Annotated in this window: 15 protein-coding genes; 12 read left to right on the top strand and 3 right to left on the bottom strand. The window is 40.7% G+C overall.

Annotation, left to right across the window (positions count from 1 at the left end):
• The first annotated feature begins 279 nt into the window (after window positions 1-279).
• Window positions 280-1,176, top strand: coding sequence for a GNAT family N-acetyltransferase (locus BUC20_RS19780; RefSeq protein WP_084529102.1), 897 nt, complete (start codon window positions 280-282; stop codon window positions 1,174-1,176).
• A 5-nt stretch (window positions 1,177-1,181) separates the two neighbouring features.
• Here the strand turns inward: BUC20_RS19780 and BUC20_RS19775 are convergent, their stop codons facing one another.
• Window positions 1,182-1,595 carry a GNAT family N-acetyltransferase gene (locus tag BUC20_RS19775; RefSeq protein WP_073232825.1) on the bottom strand — a complete coding sequence of 138 codons (414 nt, stop codon included), beginning with the start codon at window positions 1,593-1,595 and terminating at the stop codon, window positions 1,182-1,184.
• A gap of 239 nt (window positions 1,596-1,834) precedes the next feature.
• Between BUC20_RS19775 and BUC20_RS19770 the strand changes: the two genes are divergently transcribed.
• From BUC20_RS19770 to BUC20_RS19725, 10 genes are all read left to right on the top strand, one after another.
• A complete protein-coding gene (locus tag BUC20_RS19770; RefSeq protein ID WP_084529100.1) occupies window positions 1,835-3,241 on the top strand; it encodes a S41 family peptidase in 1,407 nt (468 codons plus the stop codon).
• A gap of 111 nt (window positions 3,242-3,352) precedes the next feature.
• Entirely contained in the window at window positions 3,353-3,946 is a 594-nt protein-coding gene (locus BUC20_RS19765) for an RNA polymerase sigma-70 factor (protein WP_073232824.1), read from the top strand.
• A 178-nt stretch (window positions 3,947-4,124) separates the two neighbouring features.
• Entirely contained in the window at window positions 4,125-5,159 is a 1,035-nt protein-coding gene (locus BUC20_RS19760; RefSeq protein WP_159441133.1) for a FecR family protein, read from the top strand.
• 146 nt (window positions 5,160-5,305) lie between these two features.
• Complete coding sequence (locus tag BUC20_RS19755; protein WP_084529096.1) at window positions 5,306-8,545, top strand: TonB-dependent receptor; 3,240 nt, start codon at window positions 5,306-5,308, stop codon at window positions 8,543-8,545.
• A gap of 336 nt (window positions 8,546-8,881) precedes the next feature.
• Window positions 8,882-10,180, top strand: a complete 1,299-nt coding sequence (locus tag BUC20_RS19750) for a hypothetical protein (protein ID WP_073232821.1) — start codon at window positions 8,882-8,884, stop codon at window positions 10,178-10,180.
• Window positions 10,181-10,249: 69 nt separating this feature from the next.
• On the top strand, window positions 10,250-11,326 hold the full coding sequence (locus tag BUC20_RS19745) for a hypothetical protein (RefSeq protein ID WP_073232820.1): 1,077 nt from the start codon (window positions 10,250-10,252) through the stop codon (window positions 11,324-11,326).
• A 17-nt stretch (window positions 11,327-11,343) separates the two neighbouring features.
• Window positions 11,344-12,630, top strand: a complete 1,287-nt coding sequence (locus BUC20_RS19740; protein ID WP_084529094.1) for a hypothetical protein — start codon at window positions 11,344-11,346, stop codon at window positions 12,628-12,630.
• Window positions 12,631-12,728: 98 nt separating this feature from the next.
• Window positions 12,729-13,205 (top strand): DinB family protein, encoded by a 477-nt coding sequence (locus BUC20_RS19735; protein ID WP_073232819.1) that lies wholly within the window; start codon window positions 12,729-12,731, stop codon window positions 13,203-13,205.
• 109 nt (window positions 13,206-13,314) lie between these two features.
• Complete coding sequence (guaB, locus tag BUC20_RS19730) at window positions 13,315-14,790, top strand: IMP dehydrogenase (RefSeq protein WP_073232818.1); 1,476 nt, start codon at window positions 13,315-13,317, stop codon at window positions 14,788-14,790.
• A 64-nt stretch (window positions 14,791-14,854) separates the two neighbouring features.
• Window positions 14,855-15,439 carry an LOG family protein gene (locus BUC20_RS19725; protein ID WP_073232817.1) on the top strand — a complete coding sequence of 195 codons (585 nt, stop codon included), beginning with the start codon at window positions 14,855-14,857 and terminating at the stop codon, window positions 15,437-15,439.
• Between the two features lies 1 nt (window position 15,440).
• Here BUC20_RS19725 and BUC20_RS19720 read toward each other — a convergent pair whose 3' ends face one another.
• Complete coding sequence (locus BUC20_RS19720) at window positions 15,441-16,148, bottom strand: hypothetical protein (protein ID WP_234994562.1); 708 nt, start codon at window positions 16,146-16,148, stop codon at window positions 15,441-15,443.
• Between the two features lie 86 nt (window positions 16,149-16,234).
• Here BUC20_RS19720 and BUC20_RS19715 point away from each other — a divergent pair, with 86 nt between their 5' ends.
• Complete coding sequence (locus BUC20_RS19715) at window positions 16,235-16,933, top strand: Dph6-related ATP pyrophosphatase (protein ID WP_200800979.1); 699 nt, start codon at window positions 16,235-16,237, stop codon at window positions 16,931-16,933.
• Here the strand turns inward: BUC20_RS19715 and BUC20_RS19710 are convergent.
• Window positions 16,930-18,108 (bottom strand): multidrug effflux MFS transporter, encoded by a 1,179-nt coding sequence (locus BUC20_RS19710; RefSeq protein WP_073232815.1) that lies wholly within the window; start codon window positions 18,106-18,108, stop codon window positions 16,930-16,932. The two genes, BUC20_RS19715 and BUC20_RS19710, sit on opposite strands and share 4 nt — an antisense overlap.
• Window positions 18,109-18,151: the final 43 nt, after the last annotated feature.

Here is an 18,151-nt window from a genome sequence, read left to right as displayed (position 1 = left end):
ATTTTCTCCTGATGAAATTTAGTTTTAATATTTATGCTTAACCAGCGGGGCAAAGTACAAAGAATATGGTGTTTCTGTGTCTGATTTGAGTAGAGATGCTGTTTTTTTAATTTGTTTCAAATAATTTATTGTTTAACATTTGTTTGTCTGAAATGATTTATAATTTTGAACTCAGTACAAATCAAATCTTTAAGAATATTGAGTACTGCGCGAGAGATCGGGATGGGGCAAGGGTATTAAATACTTATGACATCCATATGAACAGAAACTAAATTAATTATGGAAACAGGTATCCAAACCGACCGGCTTTTTATCACTGAAGTGAATTTGGCAGATGCCGGATTTATCCTTGAACTTTTAAATACAGAAGGCTGGAAACAGTTTATCGGAGATAGAAATGTTAATAATACAGAGGAGGCGACCGCTTATATTCAGAAAATTTTAGATAATCCATCTTTCAGTTATGCAGTAGTCAGGATAAAAGAAGAGGGAACTCCTATTGGAATGGTGAGCATGATCAAGCGTGATTATCTCGATCACCATGATATTGGTTTTGCTTTTCTTCCTGCATACAATGGCAAAGGTTATGCCTTTGAGGCTGCATCGGCTGTGCTGAATCATCCTTCCACACTTGCTGCACATACCAGGATCCTGGCAACTGCTTTAAGAACAAATAACAATTCTGTGCGGCTGCTGGAACGTCTGGGATTGGTCATGGAGAAAGAAATGCTACTGGAGGGCAAGGCCTTGTTCTTATATGCTGTTGAGGTTGATCAGCTTTTGTTAAATCAACTTACCCAGCGTTTTTTTAGTGTTTTTAACAACAATAAAGGGCAGCATCCGGATTGGGACCGCATTAAGGAGGTTTGTATTCCGGAAAGCATTATTATTAAAAAAACAGGATTGGAAGAAGAGATTTATAATCTGGAAACCTTTATTGCACCCCGAAGGAAAATCCTTTCTGACGGAACTTTAACCGGCTTTGAAGAGTGGGAACTGAAGGGAGAAACCAGGATCTCCGGTAACATCGCACAACGGTTTTCAAAATATGAGAAAAGCGGAGCTTTAAACGGACTGGAATTTAAAGCATCCGGCAATAAAATCTTTCAGTTTATTAAAACCAGGGAAGGTTGGAGAATAAATGCAGTAGTCTGGGAGGATGATACCCCAGACTGATCTGTCTATTTTTTATAATACATGCCCTTAGATTGAGGCATCGTATCCTTAAATCCGAATTTTTCATATAAAAAGGACGCATCTCCATCTGCGATTAAACTGATGTAACAGGAGGCCGGAAGTTCATTGGTGATGAATTCCATTAACTTTTCCATAATTGCTTTTCCAAGGCCTTTGCCTTGATATTCAGGTGAAACACAAATGTCTGTCACCTGGCAATGGCAGCCTCCATCGCCAATGAGTCTTCCCATTCCGATGGCTGCATTTCCGGATTCCGGATCGGTGACCAATACGGAGCATACGGAATTCTTTAAGCCAATTCTTCCTGCTTCTTCTGTCTTGGCACTTAAGCCTGATTCCTTTCTTAGCCTTAAATATATTTCGAGTGGAATGTCTTTGAATTCAATACTATAACTCATGATTTGGTGTTAAAATTTAACTTTTATTTGTATCAGGAAACTATTGGTTTCGATCCTGTAAAGATAAGGAGATTCGAAAAGCAGCGCGGTTTAAAATATTGTTTTTTGTAGAAAAAAGGTTACAAATGAAATGGTTTTTAACCCCTTGTAAATGAGCTGGAATTGAAGAGGGCTTAACAATTTGTTTATAGTGTGCGGTTAAATTTGTCTTTCAGTAATCAAAGCTTAACGCTATAAAAATGGAAATTCAACACTGCAGGGGTCATCAGCTCATCAAACTCCTGATTTCGGGATTCTGTATAGGATTAATCATGATCTCAGGGGCCTGTAAGAAGGACAATGTAAAAAAAGAATATCCTCAGGGAAGTAATGAGCAAATCAATACCTGGATCCTGGATAGCCTCAGCAGGTATTATTACTGGGCTGATGAATTGCCGAAGAAACCAGATTTAGCGCAGCAACCCACGACCTTTTTTAATGCAGTCAGAAATACCAATGACCGCTTTTCTCAGCTTTACCTGCCCAATCAGGCCGGAGCGCCAAGTTCCCGTTCACTGTATGGCTTTGATTATGCAGTGATTCCCGAAGCATCCGTTCAGAGGACCTTTGGTCTGATCAAATGTGTACTGAAAGGATCGCCGGCAGAAAGGTATGGTCTGAAGAGAGGTATGTATATCAGTAAGATTAACGGAAAAAGTTTCAGCAGCAGCAATGTTGCTGCGTTGGATCAGGAACTACTGACGGGCAGAAATACGAAACTTACGCTTGCAGAATTAAAGGATGGAACCTATACTGATCAGCCTGAACTGAACATGTTGGCTGGTTTAACCTTTGATCAGCCTGCAATCCATGAGGTGATAGAACGGGATGGAAAGAAGATCGGATATATTTATATCGATGGTTTCTCGGCCGGTTTAAGCAGAATCCTTCTTAGCGTTTTCGCCGGCTTTAAAAGTTCAGGGGTTTCAGACCTGATCATAGACCTCCGGTATAATTCCGGTGGTGATGTATCCGAAGCTGCGGGGCTATGTGCAATGATCGCTCCCGGAATAAACTACCATACAGATTTTATTACTTACAAAGGAAACCGAAATGGCGGACAGCGGAAGGAATCTATAGGAGCAGCTGCAACCTTTGACAAAAGGGTGGATTTCAACTCCCTTCTCCAAAATAACCTCAGCATGAACCGGGTTTTTGTATTGGCAACAGGAGCCACAGCTTCGGCATCGGAGGTGCTGATCAATAACCTTAAACCTTATATGCAGGTAAAAGTCATCGGAGAAAAAACGATGGGTAAGGATGAAGCCAGCTTTTTAATCCGGGATGAGCGGATTCCCAAACAGGTAGATTGGGAGATGTATCCTATTATCTATAAACTGTTCAACGCACAAGGGCAAGGTGGATACCATAACGGGATTCTTCCGGACCTGGAGCTCAGTGAGCTTTCTGTGTTGCCATTGGTTCCATTTGGAAATGTAAATGACGCTTTACTAAGTAAAGCGTTAAATCAGATTTCCTCACAAAAAACAGTTAATCAAAAACTTTCTTCCCTTAATGAACCTAAATCTATCCCACAAAACAGGGTAGTCCTCTCCGATAGTCACCTTAGCAAAGCCAGGGAAAGTATAGTACTTACCCATCGTTAATCTTACGAATAGAAAAGACGTTAACACATTTGATTTAGGCTTAATACTAAGTTAAAATAGGGAAGCTAATTTCGGTGATATAAAAACTGAAGAATCTTATCCCTATTTATCTTGAAACAGTTAGACAAATCCTTGCTTGAGAAATTAGTTGTTTTGCTTCGTGAAGGTGATACAGCTGCCTTTAATGAATTGTATTACCGCTATAAGGGAAAAGTTCATCAGTTTGCCTATCGCTTTGTGAGGTGTTCCGAATCGGCTACCGAGCTAACGCAACTTGTCTTCGTGCGCCTTTGGAAATACAAACATACCATCGATGAATCCCGGGATTTTGATGCCTTTTTATTAACGATCACCAAAAACCTGGTGTTCAAAGAATTTCAGCGCAAAGCCAAAGCGAATGCTTATCAGAATGAACAGTTAAACACGGAGCAGGTATATGATCCGGTAGCCAGTTTTATGGATTTAAAAGATTACCGCAATCTTGCCGAAAGGGCAATCAATAGCCTGCCGCCACAGAGCAAAAAGGTTTTTAAGCTGAGCCGGGAAGAGGGCGCTACTTACGAACACATCTCAAATCAGTTGAACATTTCCAAAAATACCGTTCATAGTCATATGGCCAAATCTTTAAGCCATATCCGACAGTATTTCAAAATCCATACCCCGGAAACAGTACTTGTATTGTGTACCCTGTTTTCAGCGCTTTAAATTAATCTATCCCTATTGTTATCAGCCTCCGTCTAATCCGCGGAGGCTTTTTTTTGTGCTGATAATCAGTTGTTTGTGGATTATTTAAAATTTATTTCATTGTCGGCTAGACATCTCCTCCATTCGCGGAGTATATACTTATAGACAGGCAGAAGTTTGGCCGTTTTAATTGATGACAGTGAATACAAACGAAGAAATAAACAAATTATTTAAACTTTATCTTGAAGGGAATACCACTCCCGAACAAGAAGAAGAATTGTTTTTCCATATCGGCAGACAGGAAGAGATGGACAAATCTTTTGAGGAGTCGACTGCAGAGATATGGAATGAAGATAACAGCTGGAGAGATGATTCTCTATCTGCAAAGGCAGAGCTTCAATCGGTCTGGTCAAAAATAGCTGAAGAAGAAGACCTTCGTAAAAAAGCAAATTCATCCTGGTTAAAATACGCAGCTTCCTTCATCCTGGTTTGTGCTGCCGCTTTGGGCTGGTATGCTGTGAAAACAGAAACAAAAGAAGGACATCAGCCGATTGCTTTAATGACCAAAATTACCAAAAGAGGGGAAAGGGTTAAACTTTTGCTTCCTGATAGTTCCGTGGTTTATTTAAACGCAGTGAGTAAGCTGAGCTTCCCTCAACACTTTGAGAAGGGTAAAACAAGAGAAATCCACCTGGAAGGGGAGGCTTTTTTTGAAGTGAAATCTGATGCCAGCCGCCCGTTCATTGTCCACAGCGGGAATTTACAAACCAGGGTGTTGGGAACCTCGTTCAATATCGATGCTTATCCCGGAAGTCAACATTTCAGTGTTTCGGTGCGTACAGGTAAAGTTGGGGTGTCTGCTTCGAATGAAGGTAAACTGACACATCTATCCTTCCTTACTCCCGGGAAAAACCTGGTGTATAAATTAAGAGATTCCAGTTATGCAGTGAATGAAACAAGAGCTGATGACTTTAACAGCTGGACGGAAAACAGGTTCATCTTTAAAAATGAACTGTTGAGCATAATCCTTACCCGCCTGGAAAGAAGCTACAATGTGAGCTTTAAGGTGAAAAATAATAAGATGCTGAAGTCCCGTTTCAATGCCACCTTCCAAAATAAAAACATCAAACAGATTATAGAAGAATTACATATCATGAGCAGCGGTAAGATCCACTATGAATTTAATGCACCTAAAACAATAATTACTTTATGGGGGGAGGAAGCCAATGATTAGCTAAGTTTTTATAAAACCGCCACATCCCTATTGGCTATGCTATGAAAAATACAACTCAATAATTATAAAAACAAACCGCCCTGCTGTAACAGGACGGTTCCTAAAAATGTTTTTAACTCTCGATAATTAAAAAACTTTTTGAATCAATGAAGATAACGCTATACTTTTTAATACTAAAATACTTTAACAAAATAAAACACCAGTCACTTGTGTTTACGGCTTTGCTTTCTGCCTGCTGTATCTGCAGTGTTTCTGGAAGCACAAAAGCACAGAACGCAACAGAAAGCAAAATCAGCTTAAAGCTGTCAAATGTAAACCTGATCAAAGGACTTACTGCTGTAGAGGATAAAGCCGGCTGTGTCATCAATTATAACCCTGCAATTTTTAAAACTGATCGCCATATCAGTATTGATGTGAAAGATATGCGCGTTGCCGAAGTGGTTAAGAAAATGCTGGAAGGAACAGGTGTGATGTATAAGATCAATGATCCTAAAACCATTCTTTTATATAAACTTCCGGATCCGGTAAAACAAGGTAAAATCAGTGGTAAAATCTTGGACGAAAAAGGGGAGCCATTGCCTGGTGCAGGGATTAAGATTGTGGAATTAAACCGTACTGTTAGTACAGGAGTAGATGGATCGTTTAGCATTAGTGTTGATCCTGGTAATTATACGGTAGAGATCCGTTATGTGAGCTATCAGCCAAGGAGAGTAACCGATGTAACGGTTAAATCAGGAGAAAATACGCCATTGAGTATCAGTATGAAGCCGGCTTCGGAAACATTGGCTGGTGTGGTGATTACGGGCGGGTATAAAAAAACATCGACCGAGGGACTTTTAGCAAAACAAAAAAACGCTGCAGAACTAAGCAATGGAATCAGCGCAGAACAGATTAGTAAAACACCTGATGCAAATTTGGGTGAAGCACTGAAAAGAATCACAGGAATCTCCACAGTAGACAATAAATATGTAATCGTAAGGGGAATGGGGGAGCGGTATAATGCCGCCACATTGGATGGTGCGATATTGCCTAGTACTGAGATTGGTAAGAGGGCATTTGCATTTGATTTGATTCCCTCAAACCTGATTGATAATGTAACCGTGAGTAAAACCATCACGCCGGATATGAATGCGACTTTTGCAGGTGGTCTGGTACAGATCAATACAAAGGATATTCCGGATGAGGATTTTACAAGTGTTTCTATCGGTTCCTCAGTAAATGACAATAGCATTGGTAAAGATTTCTACTCTCCGCAACGCGGTAAATATGATTATTTAGGTTTTGATGATGGAAGAAGAGATTTTCCAAAGAATTTAAGGTATACAACAGATCTTGTCGCCAATCGTCCTGATGCGCCACGGGCAGAAGATAAATACGCACAGAGCAGGCTTTTCACCAGAGATAACCTTTCTCTCTATAAAACACCTGCTTTTATTGGTCAAAATTATCAGTTTACGATTGGTCGGGCAATGAAGCTGGACACTTCAAATGTGTTGGGCATAGTCGGATCTTTAAGTTATCGGAATACGCAGAACATCACTGATATCAGTGATGCAAGACGTGGCAATTTCCTGATTCCATCAGACAACTATGGGAACAGTTATAATTTTAATACCACCTGGGGAGCGATTTTAAATGCCGGACTTAAATTAAAAAATCATAGAGTCAGTTTAAGAAATACGTACACACGGAAATTTGAGAACAATACCTCAATCATTAATAACCACCCGAATGATATCAGTGAAGAAGAACTTAAGAATGGTGTTCCTCAAAGACAGCGTGTTGAAGTCAACCCTACCTTTCTGGATTTATTGCAAAATAAATTAGGACTTCAGCATCAGCTCGGTAAGCTGAAATTAGAATGGGATATTGCCCGTACAGGAATTGTACGTAATCAAAAGGACGTGGTGAGACGAGACCTTACCCCAGTATTAATCGATGGAGTATATGTCCTTAGGACGGAAACGAATTCTACACAGACAGGAGATTTCCCTATCTCACGCCATCATTACCTGAACAAGGAGACGGATTATAGCTGGAATATTTCAGGAATGATCCCATTTAACCTGGCGAATACCCGTCATACACTTAAAACTGGTTATGGAGGAATTAAGAAGCATTTAACCTTGAATTGGGCAGGTGCACAACTTAACCATAGCTTGCAAACTTCACCAGAGCTTTTTAACCTGCCGCTTTCTGAAAGAATTAAAACAGAAAACCTGAACCCCAACGGTTATGTTTGGGAGGTTCAACCCTTTTTATTGGATGCATATGAAGGAAAGAGCAAGCAACATACCGGGTACTTCATGTTCGACAACCGTTTTAACGAGCAATTCAGATTGGTATGGGGCTTACGAATGGAGTACTACAAGTATGATGAAATAAGAAATCCTTCAAATTCTAAGGAATTTGCCGGAGGCGAAAATAACCCGAATGAGGTGAAAGACCCTGTATGGAGGTGGCTACCCTCAGCGAATTTTACATACAGCCCTACTCAAAAACTGAACCTTCGACTGGCTTTTTCCCGTACAGTAATTCGTCCGGAATTTGTGGAAAGAGCAAGATTCCAGATGTATAACCCTGACCTTAATGCCAATGTATACAGCTTATCGGGATTAACCAGTACAAGAGTAGATGGATTAGATTTTAGAGCAGAATTATTTCCGGATCTGGGCGAAACCATATCTGTAGGAGCTTTTTACAGATATTTCGACAAGCCAGTTGAAATATCGAAGCAACCTGCACTGGATGGAAGGAATGAATATGTTACCCGTAATTCAATCAGTGCCAAAAATTTCGGATTGGAATTGGAACTTCGTAAGAATCTGACATTTATCGGAGATCAGGCCTGGTTAAGAAATTTAACGCTATTTGGGAATGCGACTTATATCCGCTCAGAAGTTACTCAGGCTACCGTAATACAATCTACAGGTGAAGCTTCTGTTCCCAGTAAGAATAAAAGACCATTATATGGGCAAACTCCATATCTGATAAATGTTGGTGTACAATACGAAGCCAAACAATTCGGAATGAACTTCGTATACAACCGGACTGGTAGAAAAATGTATGTGGTAGCATCAAAAATGAGGGATAATGAGTATCAAATGCCTTTTAACCAATTAGACGCACAGCTTAGCTATAAGTTCCTGAAACCAAAGCTGGAACTCAAATTGAATCTGGCTAACCTTCTGGATCAGAAAATTCAATATTATGACAATACTGGTAGCTACCGACAGGCAATGCCTGAAGATGGTATTCCTCTTGAGAATACAGATCAGTTGGTTAAAAAAGCAGGATTTACAGACAACTATGAGAACGGGGATACCAGAACATTTACTCAGCGTATCGGACGGAGTTTTGGTTTGCAACTGAATTATAATTTTTAATTAACATAAAGTTCAACGCTTAAAATGGAAAGGAGAAAAGACGAAAGTTTTTGAACTACTGTAAGGAAAAAAGCAGGGCTGTTGAGAGCCCTGCCTGATAAAAACCTGTGCTACCCCAATCGGCGCTACAGTATAAACAGTCCGAAAACTGCTTTTAATATTAAATAATATCTCTCAAAAAAGTTTGCGGCCAAGGGCCAGATCACTTAAAGCATTAGTCAGCTTCATTACGACTGCAATTTAATAAAAAAAACATGAAATGTTAACATCATTTGTGTTTAGAATCAATATAAAGAAATCAAATCATCCAAAAAACCCAATACTATAATTAATATTATGAAAAATATATTATTTACTGGTTTAGCTTTAGCGGCCTTAACATTTGCCTCTTCTTGTAAAAAAGATCAAAATTCTAACGATACCAGCTTTGGACAACGCAGCACAAAAGCAAGTTATGCTTCTGCATCAGCATTGCCTGTTCAGACTGTAAGTGGAAGTATTACGACCAACACTACCTGGGATAACTCTAAAGTATGGGAAGTAAGTGGTGTGCTAACGGTTAAAGATGGCGCTACTTTAACTATTGAGGCCGGAACTTATATCAAATCAACAGTAAACACAGTAGATGTTCCAAACGGAATCATTGTTGTTCAAAAAGGTGGTAAAATTTCAGCCATAGGAACAGCTGAAAACCCGATCGTATTCACCAGCCGTTACAAATTAGGAGATGCTACTAAAGCTCCGGCTCCTGGTGATTTCGGTGGTATCATCCTTTTAGGTAAAGCACACGTAAATACTGGAACCAAGTATATCGAAGGTTTAACAGGAACTGAATATTCTTTTGGTGGTGACATCGAAAATGATAATTCAGGAACGATCAAATATGCCCGTATTGAATATGCAGGTTTTAACTTAACAACTGATAATGAGGTTAATGGTCTTACTTGCGGTGGTGTTGGAAACCAGACTACTTTAGATTATATCGAAGTAAATTACGGAAGAGATGACTCTTTCGAATTTTTCGGAGGATCTGTTAATGCATCTCACTTAGTTTCTAAAGCTGCTGATGATGATAACTTTGATTTTGATAACGGATATAACGGAAGCATTACTTTTGCTGTGGCAATTGCTGATAAAAATTCTACACATAGCTTAAGCGGTGGAAACTCCGATTCAAATGGTATCGAATCAGATAACAACTCTGTAGCTGAAAGTCCTACTTTTAGCTTGTTGCCTAGAACCCGTCCTGTGTTGAGTAACATCAGCATCATCGGAACATCTACATTAGTTAAAGATGCTAACGGTAAAGATCTTTATAAATTTGCAGTTCGTAACCGTCGTGGTGCTGAAATTGAATTGTACGATTCAATCATCACTGGTTATCCTTCTGGTTTTGTATTTGATGGAACAACTCCAGGTGCTTCTGTATTAGATGGTAACGATTTCCACGGATTCAATGCAGCAATTACTCCTGCTGGAGCTTATGCTGGAAACAATCAGGTAACTGGTAGCCCGGCTTCTCCATTCGGAATGACACAACCATTCTACAATGATGGTACTGTAAACTTATTTGGTGCAACAAAAGGTGCTTTCCCTAATTCATCAAACTGGGCAGCTAGCTGGTCAACTCTATAATCCATTTATCTAATATAAATGTGGTGATTGCGGCAATACTGCTGCAATCACCTTTTTTCGAAATTATACATGAAAAAATATATACAAGGTGTTCTTCTTATTGCTTTAAGCATTATTCTTATTGGCTCTTCAGGTTGTAAAAAACAGGAGTTAGCCGAGACGAAAACGCCTAAAGTTGTGGTGTTAAATATTCAGGGAACAAAAGGCGTTAAGGATACCCTGGAATTTGTGAAAAATAATATAGTGATTGCCCAGATAGGCAATGAAAATCAGAGTTTTTTGATCGAAGGAATCAAAGTTTCTGCAGATGAAAATGCAGATATAATCGTCAGGCGAAAGGGACATGCCGAAATATTAGCCACCAGAACCATCTCTGCAGACTTATTGAAGCAGACGATCAGTTGTTATTACGATGGTGAAAAAGTATACGGGAATACCGTAAAATTAAAAGTTAAAGGTTATGCCATCACCGGAACACTTGAGCTGTTGCTTGATGGTAAAGTAATTGGATCAGGCACTGGATCTGAACTGACGAAAACCCTGGATTTGGGGATTGATGACGGTAAAAACCGACAAGTACAAATCCGTAAAAAGGATGAAAATACTCCTTTATTGAATAAAGAAATTGTAGCGAATGAGCCTGCCCAATCCTTAGTTTTTTACTATGATGGGACTAAAATATTTGATAAAATTGATGTCGGGGTTCCGGTTAACCCAGCTAATATGTTGCTTAGTGTTAAATTCACCAGCAAATACGATGCGTTGTTTAGGGCACCGGCCGACTTGATGATTCTGAAAGGGAAGGATGGTGATGATGTTTATACACAAATAGGAGTCATTGAATTGAGCTCCGATGGTTCTTTCAGCAAGGCGATAGAGCTTCCAAGTTTAGCCGCTGAACCAAGGTACACTTATTCGGTTAAAATAGTAAAAAGAGGAACTGCGGACGAATTGCCTTATGATCTGACAAATACGGCCACACCCCTAAAACCTGGTGCTGGAAGATTTAGAGTCGATTATACTGCAGGATCTTCATCAATGCTGGTGATTACAGATGAGGTAACACAAACGACTACGGGACCTCCTACCAGACGCGGAACACAGATCTCATTAAATAAAACAGATATCGGTCAATATTTTAAATAATAACTAACGCTTAAATTATGAAAAATCAGATGGTTAGAATTTTGCTTTTCTCGTGTTTGGCTTTTTGTTTCTCCTGTAAAAAAGACACTGCTCCTCAAACGCTTAATGGGTTCGGAAAGAGAAATTTAAAAGCAAGCTATGCTACAGCTGCTTTATTGCCAGTGCAGACTGTAAGTGGAAGTATAACAACTAATACAACATGGGATAATTCCAAAGTTTGGGAAATCAGTGACGTTTTAACTGTTGAAAATGGTGCGACCTTAACTATTGAACCAGGTACGTACATAAAATCTACGGTGAACGGTTCTGGAGCCTTGGTAATTCAGAGGGGGGCTAAAATTTCGGCTATTGGTACAATAGAAAATCCTATTGTTTTCACCAGCCGTTATTTACTGGGGGATGTTTCAAGAGTTCCTGCACCCGGTGATTTTGGCGGGATAGCCATATTGGGAAGGGGGCTTGTTAACACAGGCACTAAAGCACTTCCTGGTCTTCCAATGGGAGATTATTATTTTGGCGGTAATAATGCTATGGAAAGCTCGGGAAGTATCCAATATGTTCGTATTGAGTATCCAGGTAGATTTTTAGGCACTAATAATGCTTTGAATGGTCTTACCTGTGCCGGGATCGGAAGTGGTACTACTTTAGATCATATAGAAGTTTCTCATTCAAATGCGGATTCATTTTCTTTCTTAGGCGGGTCCGTAAATGCATCTTATTTAATCTCGAAAGGTGCTGATGATGACGACTTTGATTTTGATAACGGATATAATGGAACCATTACTTTCGCGGTAGGAATTGCTGATAAAAATTCTACACATAGCTTAAGTGGTGGAAACTCTGATTCAAATGGTATTGAGTCAGATAATAATGCTCCTGCAGAAGATGCTGCATTTAGTTTAGTACCAAAAACACGTCCAATATTACTCAATTTTAGTATTATCGGAACATCTACCTTAGCTAAAGATGCTAACGGCAAAGACCTTTATAAATTCGCAGTTCGTAACCGTCGTGGTGCTGAAATTGAATTGTACGATTCAATCATCACTGGTTATCCTTCTGGTTTTGTATTTGATGGAACAACTCAAGGTACTTCTGTATTAGATGGTAACGATTTTCATGGATTTAATGCAGCAATTACTCCTGCTGGAACTTATGTTGGAAACAATCAGGTAACTAGTAGCTCGGCTTCTCCATTCGGAATTTTACAACCATTCTTGAATGATGGTACTATAAATTTATTGTATGGATCTAAAGGTGCTTTCCCTTCTACAAACTGGGCATACAGCTGGTCAACACTATAATCCATAAAATTCTCTCTCGTGACGTCATGTCGGTCTTTGTTCCCCATCCCCCAATTGCAAAGGCCGCATGGCGTTTTTATTTTTTTTATCTTTGCAACATGTCAATCGAGCAAAGCACAACCCGCCTTCAGTATCTGTGTGATACCATTCCTGCCTTATTAACAAATATCCCTGAAGCAGATTTTTCCCGTAAACCTGCCCCTGTAAAATGGAGTAATAAGGAAATGCTTGGACACCTGATTGATAGCGCAACAAACAACCATCAACGATTTGTAAGAGCGCAGTTTGAAGAAAGCCCAACCATCGTCTACGATCAGAACAACTGGAATACTTATAGCCATTACAATCAGCTCGACAGCAAACAACTGATCTTGTTCTGGGAAACATACAACCGTCATCTCCTGGCGCTGATCCAAAATATCGCTCCTGAAAACCTAAGTAAAACATGCTCCAATGGGGGAGAAGCCTCACAGAGTATCGAATGGCTGTTCATCGATTATGTAGCTCATATGGAACACCATCTGAAACAAATGTTAACTTATTCAGCGCTCCCAACCAGGGTTAAGGAATCTTAATCTTAGTGTAATCTTTTAACTCAAAGCAGCCATATTCAGAAAACTGTTGCGGGAAAGCCAAAATAATCGTATGTTTGCCCGGCAAATAGTAACTCCTAAATTATTTGCTATGCAACTCGATCCCAATAAATTTATCTCTGAAGGCTTAACATACGACGACGTATTATTAGTCCCTGCTTATTCTGAAGTTCTGCCACGCGACGTGGATACCGGAAGTTTTCTTACCAAAAAAATACGTTTAAATGTCCCTGTAGTTTCTGCAGCAATGGATACTGTAACTGAAGCTGGTCTGGCAATTGCCATCGCCCAGGCAGGTGGTATCGGAATGCTTCATAAGAACATGAGCATTGAGCGCCAGGCAGAAGAAGTCAGAAAAGTAAAACGTTCAGAAAGTGGAATGATCCAGGATCCGGTTACTTTAAATGCAGATGCTAAAGTGGCAGACGCATTCCAGATCATGAAGGATTTTAAAATAGGTGGAATTCCTGTTATTGATGCCGACAACAAACTGGTAGGTATCATCACCAACAGGGATCTTCGTTTCCAAAAAGACATGCAACGTAAAGTCTCAGAAGTGATGACCAGAGAAAATCTGATTACTGCTCCTGAAGGTACCACCCTTTTACAGGCAGAAGAAATCCTGCAGGATTATAAAATTGAAAAACTTCCTGTCATCAATAAAGAAGGTCATCTTGCCGGTTTAATCACGTTCAAGGATATCCAAAAATATAAAAACTACCCTAAGGCCTGTAAAGATGAGCGTGGAAGATTACGCGTAGGTGCTGCGGTAGGTGTGGCAGCAGACAATATCGACCGCGTTGCAGCATTAGTTGCAGCAGGAGTAGATGTCGTTACTGTAGATACTGCACACGGTCATTCCAAAGGAGTGATCGATATGGTGAAAGCCATTAAAGTAAGGTTTCCTGATCTACAGGTAATCGCAGGAAATATCGCTACTGCTGATGCGGCAAGAGCATTGGCTGAAGCAGGTGCTGATGCTGTTAAAGTAGGTATCGGACCAGGTTCTATCTGTACCACAAGAATCATCGCCGGAGTAGGAGTACCTCAGTTATATGCAGTATTCGAATGTGCTCAGGCACTGATCGGTACAGGGATTCCTGTAATCGCAGATGGTGGTATCAAACAAACAGGTGATATCGTTAAAGCAATCGCTGCAGGAGCAAGCTGTATCATGGCAGGTTCATTGTTCGCAGGAGTAGAGGAATCACCAGGTGAAACCATCATCTATGAAGGACGTAAATTTAAATCTTACCGTGGTATGGGATCTGTAGAAGCCATGCAACAAGGATCTAAAGACCGTTACTTCCAGGATGAAGAAGATGTAGTGACCAAACTGGTTCCGGAAGGAATTGTAGGCCGTGTTCCTTACAAAGGAACTTTAGCAGAAGTGATCTATCAGTACGTAGGTGGACTGAGAGCAGGAATGCACTACTGCGGTGCAGCAACGATCGAAGACTTGCAGAAAGCGAAGTTTGTACGCATCACAGCTGCCGGTATGAGAGAAAGTCATCCACATGACATCTCCATCACTAAGGAAGCACCAAACTATTCGAGTACGAGATAATTTAATTTCAGATCAATATTACCGAAAGGGTTTCCATGGAAACCCTTTCTTATTTTAACTTTTTATGAAATCTATATGTGTTTATTGCGGTGCCAACTTTAATGGCGATCCGGTTTTATTAGCTGCTATTGAAAATCTTGCACAAACCTTTACAGACCATCAGATCCGTCTGGTATATGGTGGTGGAAGCGTAGGTGTGATGGGTGTGATTGCCGATGAAATCTTAAAACGTAATGGATTGGCAACGGGTGTCATTCCTCAGTTTCTGATGGACAAAGAAGTAGGGCATAAAGGACTTACCGAAATGATCATTACCGAAAATATGCACCAGCGTAAACAGAAAATGGCAGACCTGGCAGATGGGTTCATCATCCTGCCTGGAGGATTTGGGACTTTGGAAGAATTTTTTGAAGTACTGACCTGGTTACAACTTGGTTTGCATACCAAACCTATTGGTGTATTAAATGTGAGTGGTTTTTATGATCCTCTTTTTGCCCAGATGGATGCGATGGTACAACACCAGTTCCTGAAGCAAAGCAACAGAGATCTGGTATTCAATGAATCTGATCCAAAAGTGTTGGTAGAAAAGATGATGACATTCGATGTCCTGCCAGACGACAAATGGTTTAAAGACAGAAACCTGAGCTAGCTTATAAGAACTCGTCCGGACCTATTTCCCAGGTCCAGGGCTTCTTAAAGCTGTGAAAAGTACGCAGGTTCTTTAAGGGGAAATCCTGGGAAACGGTCTCGTTGGCCGCATCCCTGTTATGGGTCTTTCCGGTGGTCACCAATCGTTTTTTAAGAATGAAATCATACTTCTTATCGGTCATTTCGCCGGAAGTCTCATTGTAATAGCGGTTATTGGCCTTTTCCAGAAACCAGTTCTTATCCTGGTATTTAAACGCATAATTCAGCTTCCAGCGCCAGTCGCCACCTCCTTCAAAAGAGAGGACCAGCTTATTGGAGTCGATCTTTAAGGGGCGTAAGGGATCTCCCATGGTTCCACCTTCTGCAGAGCGGAGAATGAAATTATTGTTTTGTACACCAATCTGATACCCATCTCCATCGGCGCGCTTAAAATAGACGGCCAGGATTCTTGGCTTTTGAATTTCCGTGATGATCTCTGTCGTATTGTCTCCATAAGCGCGGCTTTCCCGGATTTCCTTATGGTATTCCATAATAAAGGCAAAGTCTGTCAGCTGATCATGATTCAGATCGCCGGAGATGGAATCCAAAACTTTCCAGTTCCCAGGAACTATGGTGGCTAGCGATTTCCCCTGATTAGGGAGCGTTGGGTATTTAAAGTTTTGCGCGTAAACAGCCGTCTGAAAAGCTAAAAAAAATAAGACCAGTTTCATCCTCATACGTTTAAAAGAACGATAATCATGCCGAAATAGTGTTACACCCTGATCAGAACTAAGAAAAGATCTTGTAATATTGTACCATGATGAGTAAAAAGATCAGCCTTTTTAACTGGAGTGGAGGTAAAGACAGCTGCCTTGCCCTGCACCATATTCTGGCAGACGATGGTTTTGAAGTCCGCTACCTGCTGACCACCGTAAATGAAGCTTTTAACCGGGTCAGCATGCACGGAGTCAGAGAAGAGCTGCTTCTTAAGCAGACAGAAAGTATTGGAATCCCCTTATATCAGATCCGTTTGCCGGAATCGCCTAAGATGGAAGATTATGAAAACAGCATGCATGGTCATTTAACCCGGCTAAAGAAAGAGGGAATTACACATTCTGTTTTCGGGGATATTTTTCTGGAAGACCTGAAAAACTATAGGGAAACTAAACTGGAAGAGATCGGTCTGAAAGCGGTTTTTCCGATATGGAAACAGGACACCAAAGCCATCATCCGCGAGTTTATCAGCTTAGGTTATAAAACGGTGATTGTCTGTACACAGGAGGGCCTGGAAGAGTTTTGTGGAAGGGTGATCGATGAACACTTTATAAACGACCTTCCTCCGGGGATTGATCCCTGCGGAGAGAATGGGGAGTTTCACACTTTCGTTTTCGACGGACCCATATTTAAAACTCCGGTACCCTTTACCTTAGGAGAAAAGGTGTATAAAACCTTTCCCTCTCCGGTAGATACCTCAGAAAAACCTGCTGGTTATTGGTATATCGACCTGCTGCCTTAACCTGATTTTTTATATCTCAGACATAAAAAGGCCAGGACGACGCATGCCCACATCATGATAAACATAGGGTAGGCTGTATGGTTATGAAGGAGGCTCAGCAGGGAGGTGATGAGGAAAGCAGATAAATAACTCATGGAACCTATAAGTGCTGATCCTGCTCCACTATATGTTGAAACGGCAACGAGATATAGCGCGGTAGCATTGGGAAGGATGAAGCCCAGCATGGACATAAAAACAAAGGTCAGGAGCAGCAGGACAATAAACGAACCATTGAGGTATAAAAAGAGGATGATGATCAATCCACTGAGGACCTGAATAAGTATCGCCAGCTTTGTCAGCCGGGCAGCTCCATAATAGGAAAGTAACCTGGCATTGAGGAGGCCAGTGCAGATAATACCTATTGCTAAAAAGGAAAAAACGAAGCCGAACTCTTTTTTACTCAGGCCATAAATCTGGATGAGTACAAAGGGAGAGCCTGTTACAAAGGCAAATGCAGCACTATTACTGATGGCTCTTAAGAGCGCATAATTTATAAAAGCAGGGCTTTTTAAGCAATGGATATAGGCATTTCTAATCCCTGAAAGGTTCAGCTTTTTACTTTCCAATGCCAGCCTTCCCGCGGGCAGGATCGTTAAGCAGCCCAGCAGTCCTAAGGCAGAAATCAGGGCCATGATCAGAAATAGGAATTTCCAGGTTGCCGGTTCCGCTAACATCCCCCCAACCATAGGAGCCAGAATAGGGGAGATCCCCATCAGGATTTGTAAAAGTGTAAATACATGCGCAGCCTTCCGGTCGCCATAAAGGTCGTTGACCAATGCCCGGGAAATGACCTGACAGGCGCTTCCTGCAAGTCCCTGAACAAATCTTAAAATCAGAAAAAGAGTGAAGGAGTTGGTCAGTACGCAGCAGATGCTGCAGAGAATATAGATGATCAGTCCTATTCGTAATGGAAGTTTTCTCCCCCAGATATCAGACAGTGGCCCGATAAACAACTGCCCGAAAGCCATTCCAAAAAGAAAGAAAGTAACGGTAGTTTCAATCCGTACAAGTGGTACCTTAAAATAGAGCGACATGACTTCAAATGCAGGAAGGTAGATGTCGATAGAGATGGATCCTATTGCGGTTAAAATACCAAGGGTAAGCGTAATCAACAGGGTTTTTCTATTCTCCTTCATGCAATGTTATTTGTGACATCACAAAACTAATGTTACATTGGCT

It is taken from the genome of Pedobacter caeni (genome assembly GCF_900129215.1).
GTDB classification, from domain to species: Bacteria; Bacteroidota; Bacteroidia; order Sphingobacteriales; family Sphingobacteriaceae; genus Pedobacter; species Pedobacter caeni.
The sequence above is the reverse complement of the archived record's forward strand: the minus strand, read 5'-3'. Positions and strand labels throughout refer to the sequence as shown.